Annotated in this window: 16 protein-coding genes; 10 read left to right on the top strand and 6 right to left on the bottom strand. The window is 55.5% G+C overall.

From position 1 onward, the window contains the following. The first annotated feature begins 69 nt into the window (after nt 1-69). Entirely contained in the window at nt 70-729 is a 660-nt protein-coding gene (yccA, locus tag AC3WOK_RS01290; protein WP_023335168.1) for an FtsH protease modulator YccA, read from the top strand. Between the two features lie 56 nt (nt 730-785). Here the strand turns inward: yccA and AC3WOK_RS01285 are convergent, their stop codons facing one another. Both AC3WOK_RS01285 and AC3WOK_RS01280 read right to left on the bottom strand, forming a co-directional pair. Next, a complete protein-coding gene (locus AC3WOK_RS01285; protein WP_059311122.1) occupies nt 786-1262 on the bottom strand; it encodes a hypothetical protein in 477 nt (158 codons plus the stop codon). Beyond that, nucleotides 1259-2011, bottom strand: coding sequence for a winged helix-turn-helix domain-containing protein (locus AC3WOK_RS01280; RefSeq protein WP_492353795.1), 753 nt, complete (start codon nt 2009-2011; stop codon nt 1259-1261). The genes AC3WOK_RS01285 and AC3WOK_RS01280 overlap by 4 nt, the downstream gene beginning before the upstream one ends. Before the next feature lie 308 nt (nt 2012-2319). Between AC3WOK_RS01280 and AC3WOK_RS01275 the strand changes: the two genes are divergently transcribed. From AC3WOK_RS01275 to tusE, 6 genes are all read left to right on the top strand, one after another. Then, complete coding sequence (locus AC3WOK_RS01275; protein WP_492353794.1) at nt 2320-3063, top strand: fimbria/pilus periplasmic chaperone; 744 nt, start codon at nt 2320-2322, stop codon at nt 3061-3063. 74 nt (nt 3064-3137) lie between these two features. Next, on the top strand, nt 3138-3644 hold the full coding sequence (locus AC3WOK_RS01270) for a CS1 type fimbrial major subunit (protein WP_047346867.1): 507 nt from the start codon (nt 3138-3140) through the stop codon (nt 3642-3644). Nucleotides 3645-3716: 72 nt separating this feature from the next. Beyond that, nucleotides 3717-6434 (top strand): TcfC E-set like domain-containing protein, encoded by a 2718-nt coding sequence (locus tag AC3WOK_RS01265; RefSeq protein WP_492353793.1) that lies wholly within the window; start codon nt 3717-3719, stop codon nt 6432-6434. Nucleotide 6435: 1 nt separating this feature from the next. Then, a complete protein-coding gene (locus AC3WOK_RS01260; RefSeq protein ID WP_492353792.1) occupies nt 6436-7593 on the top strand; it encodes a CblD like pilus biogenesis initiator family protein in 1158 nt (385 codons plus the stop codon). A gap of 10 nt (nt 7594-7603) precedes the next feature. Then, nucleotides 7604-8155 (top strand): LuxR C-terminal-related transcriptional regulator, encoded by a 552-nt coding sequence (locus AC3WOK_RS01255; protein ID WP_059310383.1) that lies wholly within the window; start codon nt 7604-7606, stop codon nt 8153-8155. Nucleotides 8156-8224: 69 nt separating this feature from the next. Then, complete coding sequence (gene tusE, locus AC3WOK_RS01250) at nt 8225-8554, top strand: sulfurtransferase TusE (RefSeq protein ID WP_028012611.1); 330 nt, start codon at nt 8225-8227, stop codon at nt 8552-8554. Here the strand turns inward: tusE and yccX are convergent. Genes yccX through AC3WOK_RS01235 form a run of 3 tightly spaced genes read right to left on the bottom strand, consistent with a single transcriptional unit; the run spans nt 8551 to nt 10200 of the window. Further along, a complete protein-coding gene (gene yccX, locus AC3WOK_RS01245) occupies nt 8551-8832 on the bottom strand; it encodes an acylphosphatase (RefSeq protein ID WP_059310384.1) in 282 nt (93 codons plus the stop codon). The two genes, tusE and yccX, sit on opposite strands and share 4 nt — an antisense overlap. Nucleotides 8833-8843: 11 nt before the next feature. Further along, on the bottom strand, nt 8844-9632 hold the full coding sequence (locus tag AC3WOK_RS01240; RefSeq protein ID WP_492353791.1) for an AraC family transcriptional regulator: 789 nt from the start codon (nt 9630-9632) through the stop codon (nt 8844-8846). A 10-nt stretch (nt 9633-9642) separates the two neighbouring features. Further along, nucleotides 9643-10200, bottom strand: coding sequence for a kinase inhibitor (locus AC3WOK_RS01235; protein ID WP_492353790.1), 558 nt, complete (start codon nt 10198-10200; stop codon nt 9643-9645). Between the two features lie 172 nt (nt 10201-10372). Between AC3WOK_RS01235 and rlmI the strand changes: the two genes are divergently transcribed. Beyond that, nucleotides 10373-11563, top strand: coding sequence for a 23S rRNA (cytosine(1962)-C(5))-methyltransferase RlmI (gene rlmI, locus AC3WOK_RS01230; protein ID WP_059310387.1), 1191 nt, complete (start codon nt 10373-10375; stop codon nt 11561-11563). A gap of 60 nt (nt 11564-11623) precedes the next feature. Further along, a complete protein-coding gene (gene hspQ, locus AC3WOK_RS01225; protein WP_008499919.1) occupies nt 11624-11941 on the top strand; it encodes a heat shock protein HspQ in 318 nt (105 codons plus the stop codon). Between the two features lie 37 nt (nt 11942-11978). Here the strand turns inward: hspQ and AC3WOK_RS01220 are convergent, their stop codons facing one another. After that, nucleotides 11979-12392, bottom strand: coding sequence for a CoA-binding protein (locus tag AC3WOK_RS01220; RefSeq protein ID WP_047346875.1), 414 nt, complete (start codon nt 12390-12392; stop codon nt 11979-11981). Nucleotides 12393-12565: 173 nt separating this feature from the next. On the opposite strand from AC3WOK_RS01220, the gene csgI reads away from it, so the two are divergent. Then, complete coding sequence (csgI, locus tag AC3WOK_RS01215; protein WP_063431272.1) at nt 12566-13228, top strand: curli synthesis inhibitor; 663 nt, start codon at nt 12566-12568, stop codon at nt 13226-13228. Nucleotides 13229-13303: the final 75 nt, after the last annotated feature.

The raw sequence follows: 13303 nt of genomic DNA, 5'->3' as shown, positions 1-13303 counted from the left end.
ACCACTTTGAGACTGACGCGCCGTTTCCTATTCTTTCCGTTAATTACATCTGTCATAAGAGAGTGACTCATGGATCGTATAATTACTTCTTCGCGCGACCGCACATCGCTACTCAGCACCCACAAGGTGCTGCGCAATACCTATTTCATGCTCAGCCTTACGCTGGCATTTTCAGCGATCACCGCAACCGCCAGCACCGTGCTGATGCTGCCATCCCCGGGGCTGATCCTGACGCTGGTGGGCATGTACGGTCTGATGTTCCTGACCTACAAAACCGCTGACAAACCGGTCGGTATTCTGTCTGCGTTTGCCTTCACCGGCTTCCTGGGCTACATCCTGGGGCCAATGCTGAACGCGTATCTGTCTGCCGGAATGGGCGACCTTATCGGTATGGCGCTGGGCGGTACCGCGCTGGTGTTCTTCTGCTGCTCGGCCTACGTGCTGACTACACGTAAGGACATGTCCTTCCTCGGCGGTATGCTGATGGCGGGTGTTGTGGTGGTGCTGGTGGGTATGGTGGCAAACATCTTCCTGCAGCTGCCGGCCCTGCACCTGGCGATTAGCGCCGTGTTTATTCTGATTTCTTCCGGCGCGATCCTGTTCGAAACCAGCAACATCATTCGCGGCGGTGAGACGAACTATATCCGCGCCACCGTGAGCCTGTACGTGTCGCTGTACAACATCTTCGTCAGCCTGTTGAGCATCCTGGGCTTCGCCAGCCGCGACTAAGCCGACCTGCTGAAACATTAAGGAGAATGCCGCTGGCATTCTCCTTTTTTTATGCCCTACTCACCCCGGCAAATATAGGTCGGGTATCGCCGGTCCTGTATTAGCCACACGGAAGGCGCGAGCTCAGAGATGGTCAGGTAGTAGCGTGCGGTCGGATACGCGAAGCTACCCCACTGTTCATCCGGCGTATTGTCATTGTGCCGCCGCCAGGTTTTGGTGTAGCTCAACACAATGACCTTATCATCGTCCCGCTGCTCCCAGGTAAAGTCCACATCCCGGTCAACGATCAAATTTTGCCCGCCGGCCCTTGCCGCGCCTTTATAGGTGGTCACTCCTGTTCCATCGCGATGAAAATAGAACTGGGCAACGGCATTGACCTTCACTTCACTGGCTTCTCCCTCATTGCGCGTAAAGTTAAATTCCGTGCCGCAGGCCAGCACATCCTTTTTAACCGCACAGCCGGAATAGTAAAACAGCGCCAGGGCACCACCGACCAGCGCACCGCCCAGCCCAAAAAGAAGTTTTATTTTCATTTTTGTGCCCCGCTTTTATAACGTATGGTCTTACACAGGCTGGATTGGCTGACCGGGCAGGCGCCAATGAACACCTCATCTGCAGCGGAAAGAGAAAAACGGGCGCTGAAATAATAAATGTCGTACTCCTCGCGTTCGCACGCCACGTTACTGGCCTCCAGCCGCTCCGCTAACTTCGATAACACCAGCGGTCTTCCGTGATCGTTAATAATCCAGATGCTGCAACGCGCGATTTTATCCTTAACCGGCTTGAGTTTCGCCGGAACGAAAATCTCCTGCTGTCGGCTAAAATAGAGGGTCGCCCCCAGCGCAGCGACGATCAATACGGCCACAATCGCCCATTTTTTCATGGACGCGCGTCGAGGCTTTACCTCATGCGGTACGGACGAGGGATGAGGAGCGGTGGATTTATTTTCTCCGGGCTGAAAAATCACATCGGCCTCAAAACGAAACCCGTAACGGGGCACGGTCACGATAAATTCGTGCCCTTCTCCCAGTGACTGGAAGCTTTTACGTAATTCGCTAACCGCTTTATTAAGGTTATTTCCCGATGGCGTAAAGCCAAATTCCTCCCACACCCGAGCGATCAATTCCTCCCGACTCAGGTCGCGTCCTTTGTGTTTAATAAATTCCTGCAAAAGCCGAACGGCTGGCGCCGAAAGCGTTAATACAGTTTCTGGTTGTCCAACAAGACTTATTGCATGTGCTTCAGGATCGAATAACAACGAATTATTGCATATAAAAAACATCTTTTATTCTCGGCTGTTACCGCATGCTTTTTTATCCCTGGTACATCGACATGAAAAACGCCTCCTGAACTGCTTATTTTTTCATCAGAAGGAATTTTCTTCCCATCCCTGGTCGCGGTATTTTCGCTTAACTATACAACCTTAATGCCAGAAAATCAGGATAAAAAACTGTATTTAACGAGTTAATTAATACAAATTTTCACAAACTGCTGTTCTGGTTAAAGTTTCCCTGCCCTGAAGCGATACGAAAGCAGACGGTGACCTGGTGTTAACGCGCCGCCGAAGAACTCAGAGCAGGCAGACTGAATGTGAAACAGAAAAATAGAGTGAACGTGAAAACAGCCTTTTATGTCGCCGCGCTGTCATTGCCATTTTTCTCAGAAATGACACTGGCCAATATGAGCGTGTACCCCATGGAACTTAACGTGGATAAGTCCGGTGCGGCGCAAATTAAGGTGGCTTCGAAAACGGATGATATTCAGTTCATTCGGGTGAGGCAAAAGAAAATTCTTAATCCCGGCACCGCCCAGGAAAAAGAGATTGATGTGGCCTCGTGGAAAGAAGGCGGCGTTGTTGTCACGCCCGAAAAATTTGCCCTTGCGGCAGGCGCAATGCGCGTGGTGCGCCTGGTATCGCTAACGCCACCGGAAAAAGAGACCACCTGGCGCGTCTATTTTGAAGGGGTTAAGCAACCTGACAGCATTATTCCGGGCAAGGCAGAAAACCCTGCAGCGACGGCGACGCTGGGCGTCAATGTCATTTGGGGTGCCTTGATCCACCTTGCGCCAGAAAAAAGCGTGGTTTCACTGTCGATTGACCCTCTCAGGGGAACGATTAAAAACAACGGCACGCTGCGGGTGCCGCTGAGAGAGATTGGTATTTGTGATGCAAATTCATCGTGTAAATGGATTAAAGAGGACGCGACGATTTATCCGGACACCGAACGGAAATTAAAAACGCTCACAGCGATACACGGCCAGAAATATAAATTCCGCTACTTCAACTGGGTGAATAAAACCGCTGAAGAAGCTGATTTACCCGTCGTGCAATAACACGACGTCACTGTAAAACCCCATGTGGGTTGTTTAAAGAGCCAGGGTGCTCATTTGTAAATATGGAGATATCAATGCGTAAGTATTTTAAACCCCTGATGATTGTTGCCGCGATGACCACGTCCTTTAGCGCGCTGGCAATTCAAAAAGACATTACCGTTAACGCCAGCGTTGATTCACAGCTGGATATGACCCAGGCCGATAACACCCCGCTGCCGGCAAGCATCGATATGCAGTACCTGCCAGGTCGTGGTCTGGAAAGCTACCGCCTGAATACCAAGGTATGGTCTAACTCCGCCACCAGCAACGTGAAAGTCCGTCTGGTTAGCGCAGCGCAGCTGGCGAACGCCGACGGCGCTGAGACCATCCCTATGACGGTGAAGCTGGGCGATAAAACCCTCACCACCGCAGATGTTGAATATACCGGTACTGAACTGTTCCCGGGGAGCATTGAAAACGGCTCAGCGGTACTGCCGCTGACCATTTCTCAGACCACCAAAGGCATTCTGAAAACCGGTCAGTACAGCGGCGTAGTCAGCCTGATGCTGACGCAGGCGACCACCACGGAAGGCGGTGCATAACACCACAGCACCTAAGGAATAACGTCAGAGGGTGCCCACCCTCTGACGTCAGGATGATGTCGAGGCTCGTTCATGGCGTTTCACAGAAATACTCTCCTCTTTGTTGCTTTGTTACCCGCATCCATCCAACTCGCCTGTGCCGGGATGGCCGTCCCGCCAGGTTTTGAAGATCTGGCGAAAACGCAGCGCCTGTGGACCGAGGTGAACCTCTACGGCGAGTCGCTTGGCCTTTTTGAAACGGATATTACGCTTGAAACGGTGAGCTTTGTCGCGCCTGACAACGTGGTTGCGGCCATCAAACGCCGCTTCAATGACGATCCTGCCCTCGTTGCCACCGTGTCGGCCGCGCTGGCCGTTCCGCTTGCCCGTAACGGCAACCTGGCGTGCAGCAGCAACGGCTCCGCAGCGGGATGCGATTACATAGACACCGACCGCGCGGCCATTATCTATGACGAAAATAACGCCCGCATTGGCCTGTTTCTGGACAAGAAATTTCTGCCTAAGCCGACATCGGACAACCAGTGGTATCAGCCGACTCAGGGCACCGAAAATGCGCTGATCCATCAGCAGAATATTAATTTTGTTGCCGACAGGGATTATCAGTCAGCCACCGTGCAGGGCAATGGCGCACTGGCGCTCACGCAGGACGGCTATGTTAACCTCGACTGGACGTGGCTTGGGCAGCGTTCAAGGCACCAGCAGGAACAGGAGATCACCGTCAACAACGCCTGGTTCCGCCAGGATATTCTGCGTCAGTACTACGTCCAGGCCGGCGAGATGGATACCCGCGATCTGTTCAGTAATGCCGGCGGAAATATCAACCTCAGCCAGCTGCCGCTCGGCAAGATCCGCGGGCTGCGCACGGGTTCGACGCGGGCGTGGATCAATCCGGTGCAGCAGTCGAAGGGAACCCCTGTCACCGTGCTGCTGTCCCATGACGCGCGTATTGACGCCCGCCGCGGTAATCAGCTGCTGGCGAGCTTCTACCTGAATGCCGGGGCGCAAACCCTGGACACGCGCTCGTTCCCGGACGGGAGCTACACCGTGACGCTCTCCATCTATGAAAATAACCGGCTGACGCGCACCGAGCAGGTGCCGTTTACCCGAACCGGCATTACGCCATTCGACCGCGTCGAGTGGTTCCTGCAGGCGGGCGAAACCGACAATAGCGATCGGAACGAAGAACGCAGCGCGGTTGCGCAGGCGGGCGTACGTGTGCCCGTCACCCCGACGCTGGCGCTGACCAGCGGTGCAACGTTCAAGAAAAACCAGCATTTCCTGGAAAATGCGCTCGACTGGAGCCGGGGCTTCAACGCGGGCCCGATCGACGGCGTGCTGAGTACCCGGTTTAGCTACCTTTACGGCAGCGAAGGTCAACGCGGCAATATTCAGCAAATCAGCTACAACGACGGTTTTTCACTGAGCCTTTATCGCAACGCGCTATCAGCGGAAAACTGCAACACCCAAAGCGCGGGGTTTGATGCCGTGAACGGCTGCTATCGCACCCTCTCGGTGATGTTCTCCGTCCCTGTCGGCACCTGGTATGCGAGCCTGGGGTATTCGGATAACCGCAACGAAGGACGGTACGTTTCACGCCGGGAGCTGCCGGACAGCGACGATCGCCACGATGCGGGTTTGCCGTGGGAATCGGTCTATATGTCCCGCACGCGCACGCGCGCCTGGCAGGGTGGGCTGAGCAACGCGTTTAGCACCCATGGGCTGAATATTAACAGCAGCATTAACCTGTTCATGCGTAACGATGACTCCCGGGAAGGCAGGGATAAAGGCGGCTACCTGAGCGTGAGCCTGTCCATGGCGCATAACCGTCAGGGCGATGCGTCAAGCTATACCTCTCTGGGCGCAACGTGGCAGCACCAGCAGCGCGAAAAAAATCAGCTGAGCTACAACGTGGCGCATAACTGGTACGCCGATGCGCGCGGGGAAAATGAGTATGGCCTGAGCGCGTCGGGCATTAACAGCGATTCGCTGAACGCTTCAGCCTATACGCGCCAGGGCGGACGATACGGCAACGGCAGCCTGACCGTGAGCGATGCCTGGAATCGGCAGGACAACCGCCACACCCTGAGCAGCAGCGGCAACTACAGCTCGACCCTTGCGCTCTCGCGCTCTGGCCTGTGGCTGGGCCGCTGGAGCGACGGTCGTCCCGCTTCAGCCGTCACGGTTAACGTTGCCACACCGGAAGATACCCAGGACTCGGGCGTCGCCGTGTCGCTGGATAACAGCGGCAGCGCAGACATTCCGGGCAACAGCCGCGCGCTTTTCGCCGTACCGGGCTATCAGCAGACAACATTGACGATAAACGAATCGCTGGATGTCTCACGGGGAGCCAGCAGTGAAATTACGCAGGGCTCAGGCAGCAGAACGCTGTTTATGGTGCCGGGCAAACTGCTGCGTCGGGACGTACATACCACCGCCAGCTACACCTGGCTCGGCCAGCTAACCGACGAGCGTCATTTGCCGTTTATCGGCGGCGTGCCGCTGAACGTGAACGGCTGGAGCGACCTTGGCAACGGCGGGTTTAGCGCCCAAAGCGACGCCCTGCTGCATAACCTCTACCTGGTGCGTCAGCAGCAGTTTTATCAGTGCGCGCTGAACGTGAAGAGTATGCGCGACGTCGTGCGCTACGTCGGGTCGATCCCCTGCCGGGAATTAACCTTCTCTGCCCTGCCGGATGCCGTCCAGCAGCAGGCGCAGCTGATGCTGGCCGGACGAACGACCCCAGCCAGCCCGACAGCCATGAACGCCGACAACCTCGTGAAAGGGAAATGATGTGATTAAGTACCTCTTTATTTTACTATTTTTAAGCCTGTGGGCCGGCCAGACGCTGGCGGGCGCCCCCGCGGGACGCAACACCAGCGCAGGGATCAGCTTCGACCGCACGGCACCGCCTGCGCGTTTTGATATCTGGCTTCATGAATCGGGTGGCTATGACGCCGCCGACCCGCAAAAGTGGGGGCGTAATACCCTGACCTGTCAGTCCCGGACCGACACCACGTACGGGGCCTGCATGAACGCCCCGGTCTGGTTCTCGGCGAACCCGGCCGCGCCCTATGCCATCAATTTACGTTTTACGCATTCCCTCACCGGCAAGACGGTGGATATCAAGGTTTATGGCGATCACTACATGTTTATCAACAACAGAGTGTTCACCTTTGCGAGCTTTGTCACGGGAGGGACGGCGGACATTCCGAACTGGAACAGAGAGCCCTACTTCGATTTCTATATCGTGAAAAGCGAGCTGGATAAGCTCGCCCTGCCGGGGATCTGGACCGCAACGCTGAAGCAGGACTTGCGTCAGTGGGGGAGCGCCGACTGCGGCGGGAACTTCAATGACGTGAATGTCGGCTGTCCTGGCTATCTCACCATCGCCAGGTGGCAGGCAAATATTCGCATTGAGGTGGTCGATCCGGGTAATCAGCAGATCTATCTGCCGGCCTTTCCGCACTCAACGCCCGTCGTTAACCTCAACCTGACCAACTTCCCGGGGCGTCCCGGGGGCAGCGAGATCCAGGGGGAAAACTCGCTGGATATGTGTCTGTACGACGGCAAGAACAGTACCAGCACCCGCGCCTATCTTCGGTTTGAGGATGACGGACTCCCCTCAGCGGATCGTGCCGAAGGCGCGTTTTCTATCAGGCGGCGCGGTGGAAGCCAGACCGACGCGCGGGATCGACTCGATTATCGGGTCTCCGTCACTAATCCCATCACAGGCGCAACCGAAACCGTCGCGAACGGTAAAACCCTGGTCTGGCAAGGTACCAACGATCCGCAGTATCTGCGCCAGGTCGTGCTGCCCGGCGGGCGCGAGAGCGTACTGTGCATTCCTGCACCTATTATCCTGAAAACCCCTGCGTTTACCGCCAGCAGCAAAAACGCGGGTGACTATACCGGCACGCTGCGCGTTATCTATACGCCCAGCACGTTATAACGAGGTCATCGTGAGTTACGCCATTCTCGACAATAATCGATTTTACGCCGAGGGGTTGCGCTATGCGCTGCTGCGTCGGGGCGTTCAGTTAGAGATCCAAAGCGACACCGTAAAATGGCAGCCAGCGCTGCTTACCCGTCGCGTGCTTGTCATCCGCTGCCGCTTTTCCGTAGCGGCAACGCATCAGTCGCTGATCAACATTTTGCTCAGGCTGGAAGCCGCCCGCTGGAAAGGGAGCCTTTATCTGGTGTGCAACGAAAAGGGATGGGCGCTGGCGACGCATTTACGCAAGCGTTTCGGTACGTTAACCCTTTATATCATCGATGACAGGATCGCCGTTGCGGATGCGGCATATCTGCTGGCCAAAGAGCCGCGTCGCGTTCGAAGCCTGGACTGCTGCCTTACCGTGCCTGAATTCAACGTGCTCGATCTCATGCTGACGGGGTTGCCGGTACGCCACATTGCCATCGTGACGCACATGTCAGAGAAACAGGTTTCATCCCATAAGTGCAACGCGCTGAAGAAGCTCAACGCCAACAATCTGCTGCAGCTGCTCCTGTAGGCCACGGTTTATCCTGAGGCCGCTTTTTTGCTACACTGTCGCCGATTTTTTCACACACGACAGAAGACTATGTTCATTTTTGCAGGCCAGGAAATTGAGACCGATAGCGAAGGCTATCTGAAAGATACGACGCTCTGGAGCGAACCGCTGGCGGAGAAAATTGCGGAAAACGAAGGGATTGCCCTTTCGCCCGAACACTGGGAAGTGGTGCGTTTTGTCCGTGAGTTCTATCTTGAATTCAACACCTCTCCGGCCATCCGCATGCTGGTCAAAGCGATGGCCAATAAGTTCGGTGAAGAGAAAGGCAACAGCCGCTATCTCTATCGTCTGTTCCCTAAGGGTCCGGCAAAACAGGCCACCAAGATTGCCGGCCTGCCTAAGCCGGTGAAGTGTATTTAATAGCGAATACCGAAGTTCATGTATTCCCGACCGGGTTGATGCGGTTCCGTGAGGACTTTATCAACCCGGGCGCTGCGCGGCCCACCCGCTTTCAGCCACGCCACCAGCTTGTCGACCTGCTCCGCTTCGCCACAGGCGACCACCTCAACGCTGCCGTCATCCATGTTTCGCGCATATCCCGTTAGTCCAAGCTCAATTGCTTCGCGCTGGGTGCTGTAGCGAAATCCGACCCCCTGAACGACGCCGTGAACCCAGGCGATGGTGCAGACTTTAGACATATTTCTTCTCCTTAACGTAGCGCTTTCGGCAAACAGCCATAGTGTTGCCGGAAACGGGCGGTGAAACGAGAGCTGGAAAGATACCCACATTGTAATGCGATTTCGCCAATCGGTAATCGGGTTGACTGCAGCTGCGACAAAGCAACGGCCATTCTCACCTCCTCCACAATCTGGCGAAAACTCTGCGACTCTTCACGTAGCCGTCTACGCAGCGTCGGCACGCTCAGGGCCAGACGGCTGGCGACATCATGCGCGGTCCAGGCTCTGGCGGGCGACAGCATAATGAACTGCCGCACCTGCTCGGTCAGGTTATTGTTTCGCTCAATAAGCAGCGGGCCTGCCGCGCCGTCATGCAGCAATGCCAGCAAAAGCCCGAAGGCCTGATGCTTTTGCAGCGCCTCCGGTAAATCCTGACGCACGGCATGCAGCAGGTTATCCCACATAAACGCCAGCCCCTCGCTCAGCGGGGCGCAGAGCGAATGCAGCGTCGTGCGCGGCCAGTATTTCAGGTAATGCGCTTTGAACTCGGCAACAATTTCCGGCGATAACATCAGCAAGTCCGAGTGAAACAGACCGTTTGCAGGCTGGTTGATAATCTCCATCGCCGTATTGGCAGGGATAATGATGAGCTCATCCCGGGTTGCCACCAGGCGGTTGTCGTCCTGCACAATCACCTTACTGCCGTGAGTGATATGACAAATCGCCGGAAAAAAGAGTTTAACCTGGTGCAGGCGATGCATTTTGCTGGCACTCACTTCACCCGCCGTGAGATGTTTATGTCGAAAATGAAACTCCTGCACCCCGCCATCCTTATCTGCTGTAGGTTGCTGTTAACTGAGCCTTTGCCAGAACGTGACTATTGAGCATAAAGCCGACCAGCGCGCCGCTGGCATTTTTATCGACGGGCAGTTTATCCACGTCCAGCGCCCAGACGGTAATCTGATAGCGGTGAGGCTTATCCCCTGCGTGGGGACATGCGCCACCGAATCCAGAATAACCGAAATCATTACGCCCCTGCACAACGCCTGGGGGTAATTTTTCGCCGTTCGGGTTACCCGCATCAGCGGGCAGCGTCTGCGTCTTCGCGGGAATGTTGGCTACGGTCCAGTGCCACCAGCCGCTTCCGGTAGGCGCATCCGGGTCATAGACCGTGACGGCAAAACTTTTCGTACCGGCGGGCGGATTGGTCCATGCCAGCTGCGGTGAGGTATTCCCGCCATGGCAGCCAAATCCCTCAAACACCTGCTGTTGCGCTAACCGCCGTTCGCCGGAAATATCCTGACTGGTCATGCTGAAAGGCGTTGCGGCTAAAACCTGAAAATTCATCGCCGTCAGAGCGGCTATTGCAATTACACTGCGTTTTTTCATGGGGATTTCCTTTGCTGAACCGGAAGTCCACTGTATATCCCGCCGTAGTGCCGTAATGTGCCTAAGCGATTTGATTTTGTGCCGAAACGCTCAACGGCATCCGCAGATGATTGCGCCTTGCTGAATGTGGTAATCTACGCGCCATTTCCTGAAACCGACAGAACAGCAAATTATGAGTGTACGTTTAGTGTTAGCCAAAGGGCGCGAGAAGTCATTACTGCGCCGTCATCCCTGGGTCTTTTCCGGTGCGGTTGCCCGTATGGAAGGCAAAGCCAGCCTCGGTGAAACCATTGATATCGTTGACCATCAGGGGAAATGGTTAGCGCGAGGTGCTTACTCGCCAGCGTCCCAGATCCGTGCCCGCGTCTGGACCTTCGATAAAGATGAAACCATCGATATCGACTTCTTCGTTCGCCGCCTGCAGCAGGCGCAGCAGTGGCGCGAGTGGCTGGCAAAACGCGACGGGCTGGACAGCTACCGCCTGATTGCCGGTGAGTCCGACGGTCTGCCGGGCGTCACCATTGACCGCTTCGGTCACTTCCTGGTGCTGCAACTTCTGAGCGCCGGGGCGGAGTATCAGCGTGCCGCGCTGATTAGCGCGCTGCAAACCCTGTTCCCGCAGTGCGCCATTTACGACCGCAGCGATGTGGCGGTGCGCAAAAAAGAGGGCATGGAGCTGACGCAAGGCCCTGTGACCGGCGAACTGCCGCCTGCCCTGCTGCCGATTGAAGAGCACGGAATGAAACTGCTGGTGGATATTCAGGGCGGGCATAAGACGGGTTATTACCTCGACCAGCGCGACAGCCGTCTGGCTACGCGTCAGTACGTTGCCGACAAACGCGTGCTGAACTGCTTCTCCTATACCGGCGGTTTCGCCGTTTCAGCGCTGATGGGCGGCTGTGCCCAGGTTGTCAGCGTGGACACCTCGCAGGAAGCGCTGGACGTGGCAAAACAGAACGTCGAGCTCAACAAGCTGGACTTGAGCAAAGCCGAATTTGTTCGCGATGACGTCTTCAAGCTGCTGCGTAAATATCGCGATGGGGGCGAGAAGTTCGACGTCATTGTGATGGATCCGCCAAAGTTTGTGGAAAACAAAAGCCAACTGATGGGCGCCTGCCGCGGGTACAAAGATATCAACATGCTGGCCATCCAGCTGCTGAACCCGGGCGGGGTTCTGCTTACCTTCTCCTGCTCCGGCCTGATGACCACAGATTTATTTCAGAAAATCATCGCCGATGCCGCAATAGATGCTGGCCGTGATGTACAATTTATAGAGCAGTTCCGTCAGGCCGCCGATCACCCGGTGATTGCTACCTACCCGGAAGGGCTCTATCTGAAAGGGTTTGCCTGTCGCGTCATGTAACTTGAAAAGAGAAATATTGCCCGCACATAACGTGTAAGTCGTATTTCCCGGGAGGTGACTATGATTGCCAGCAAATTCGGTATCGGCCAGCAGGTCCGCCACACTTTGCTAGGGTATTTGGGTGTGGTCGTGGATATCGACCCGGAGTATTCCCTTGATGAACCGTCAGCAGACGAGCTGGCGGTGAACGCAGAGCTTCGCGCTGCGCCCTGGTACCATGTGGTGATGGAAGGTGATGATGGACAGCCCGTCCACACCTATCTGGCCGAAGCGCAGCTGAGTAGCGAGCTGCAGGAAGAGCATCCGGAGCAACCCACGATGGATGAACTTGCTCAGACTATCCGCAAACAGTTACAGGCCCCGCGCCTGCGCAACTAAGCGTGTAAAAAAAGCCCGATGAACGGGCTTTTTTTTATTACTTCGCCAGCCCCAGACGAGGGATATCGATCGCCGGACAGCGATCCATGACGACGTTCAACCCCGCATCCCGCGCCAGCACGGCGGCCTGTTCGTTAATTACGCCCAACTGCATCCACAGCGTTTTCGCGCCTACAGCAATCGCATCCTGCGCCACTTCCCATGCCGCCTCGGAATTGCGGAAGACATCGACCATATCAATTTTTTCCGGCACCTCAGCGAGCGTGGCGTAACCCTGCTGGCCCAGTAAGGTTTTCCCCGCTACTTTTGGCGACACCGGGATAACGTGATAACCCTGATCGAGAAGGTATTTCATCACCCGATAGCTTGGACGATCGGGTTTGTCGCTCGCGCCCACCAGCGCAATGGTGCGCGTGGATGTCAGAATCTCGGCAATATCGTTCTCTTTCATGGTTTTTCTCCTGGCTTTTTTAAAAGTGTACGCCAAACCGCAGATCTCAACCATCCATCCCATACAGATGTATGAGGGCAAAACGGCGAAATATGTCTATATGTTAGTAAACGTGATTATCGAAAAATTTAGATACATTAATGCGGCGACAGGATTTCTGACAGGAGCCTTCTATGAAAACCGGTATTGCCACTGCTCTGATTGCGTTAGTGATGCCGGTCTGCGTTTTTGCTACCACGCTTCGGCTCTCTACCGACATCGATCTCCTTGTATTGGACGGAAAAAAGGTCTCCAGCTCGTTATTGCGCGGTGCAGACAGCATTGAGCTGGATAACGGGCCGCATCAGCTGGTATTCCGGGTAGAAAAATCGATCGGGCTGGCTAATCGTGAGCAAAGGATATATATCTCCCCACCGCTGATTGTCAGCTTTAATACCCGGCAAATCAGTCAGGTGAACATTACCCTGCCTCGCCTTGAAACGGAGAAAGAGTCTGCGGCCTTTGACGCCGCGCCGCGCGTTGAGCTGCTGGATGGCGATGCAATGCCGATACCGGTAAAGCTGGATATTCTGGCGTTGACGACCTCACCGAAAGGCGTGGATTACGAGGCCGCGACACAGTCCTACAACAAAGCGGGTAAACGCGCCTCGCTTCCGCAGTTTGCCACCATGATGGCTGACGACAGTACGCTGCTATCCGGCGTGTCTGAGCTGGACGTCATTCCTCCCCAGTCCCAGACCCTGACGGAACAGCGCCTCAAATTCTGGTTCCAGCAGGCCGATCCCGACACGCGAGCCCGGTTTTTACAGTGGGCAAAACAACAACCTTCATCATAAACCACATTTTTTACGCCTTACTCTTGCAGCGTCAGACGGTTCCCGTCATCGTGTAGTCAGTTAACCTGATGGATA

It is taken from the genome of Enterobacter sp. FW301-JW81 (assembly GCF_058788735.1).
This window is presented reverse-complemented; position numbering and strand designations above follow the sequence as displayed.

What these genes read in the sequence shown, in the direction of transcription:
- yccA (WP_023335168.1), top strand. Translation starts at nt 70, where the DNA reads ATGGATCGTATAATTACTTCTTCGCGCGACCGCACATCGCTACTCAGC.
- AC3WOK_RS01285 (WP_059311122.1), bottom strand. Translation starts at nt 1,262, where the DNA reads ATGAAAATAAAACTTCTTTTTGGGCTGGGCGGTGCGCTGGTCGGTGGT.
- AC3WOK_RS01280 (WP_492353795.1), bottom strand. Translation starts at nt 2,011, where the DNA reads ATGTTTTTTATATGCAATAATTCGTTGTTATTCGATCCTGAAGCACAT.
- AC3WOK_RS01270 (WP_047346867.1), top strand. Translation starts at nt 3,138, where the DNA reads ATGCGTAAGTATTTTAAACCCCTGATGATTGTTGCCGCGATGACCACG.
- AC3WOK_RS01265 (WP_492353793.1), top strand. Translation starts at nt 3,717, where the DNA reads ATGGCGTTTCACAGAAATACTCTCCTCTTTGTTGCTTTGTTACCCGCA.
- tusE (WP_028012611.1), top strand. Translation starts at nt 8,225, where the DNA reads ATGTTCATTTTTGCAGGCCAGGAAATTGAGACCGATAGCGAAGGCTAT.
- yccX (WP_059310384.1), bottom strand. Translation starts at nt 8,832, where the DNA reads ATGTCTAAAGTCTGCACCATCGCCTGGGTTCACGGCGTCGTTCAGGGG.
- AC3WOK_RS01235 (WP_492353790.1), bottom strand. Translation starts at nt 10,200, where the DNA reads ATGAAAAAACGCAGTGTAATTGCAATAGCCGCTCTGACGGCGATGAAT.
- rlmI (WP_059310387.1), top strand. Translation starts at nt 10,373, where the DNA reads ATGAGTGTACGTTTAGTGTTAGCCAAAGGGCGCGAGAAGTCATTACTG.
- hspQ (WP_008499919.1), top strand. Translation starts at nt 11,624, where the DNA reads ATGATTGCCAGCAAATTCGGTATCGGCCAGCAGGTCCGCCACACTTTG.
- AC3WOK_RS01220 (WP_047346875.1), bottom strand. Translation starts at nt 12,392, where the DNA reads ATGAAAGAGAACGATATTGCCGAGATTCTGACATCCACGCGCACCATT.
- csgI (WP_063431272.1), top strand. Translation starts at nt 12,566, where the DNA reads ATGAAAACCGGTATTGCCACTGCTCTGATTGCGTTAGTGATGCCGGTC.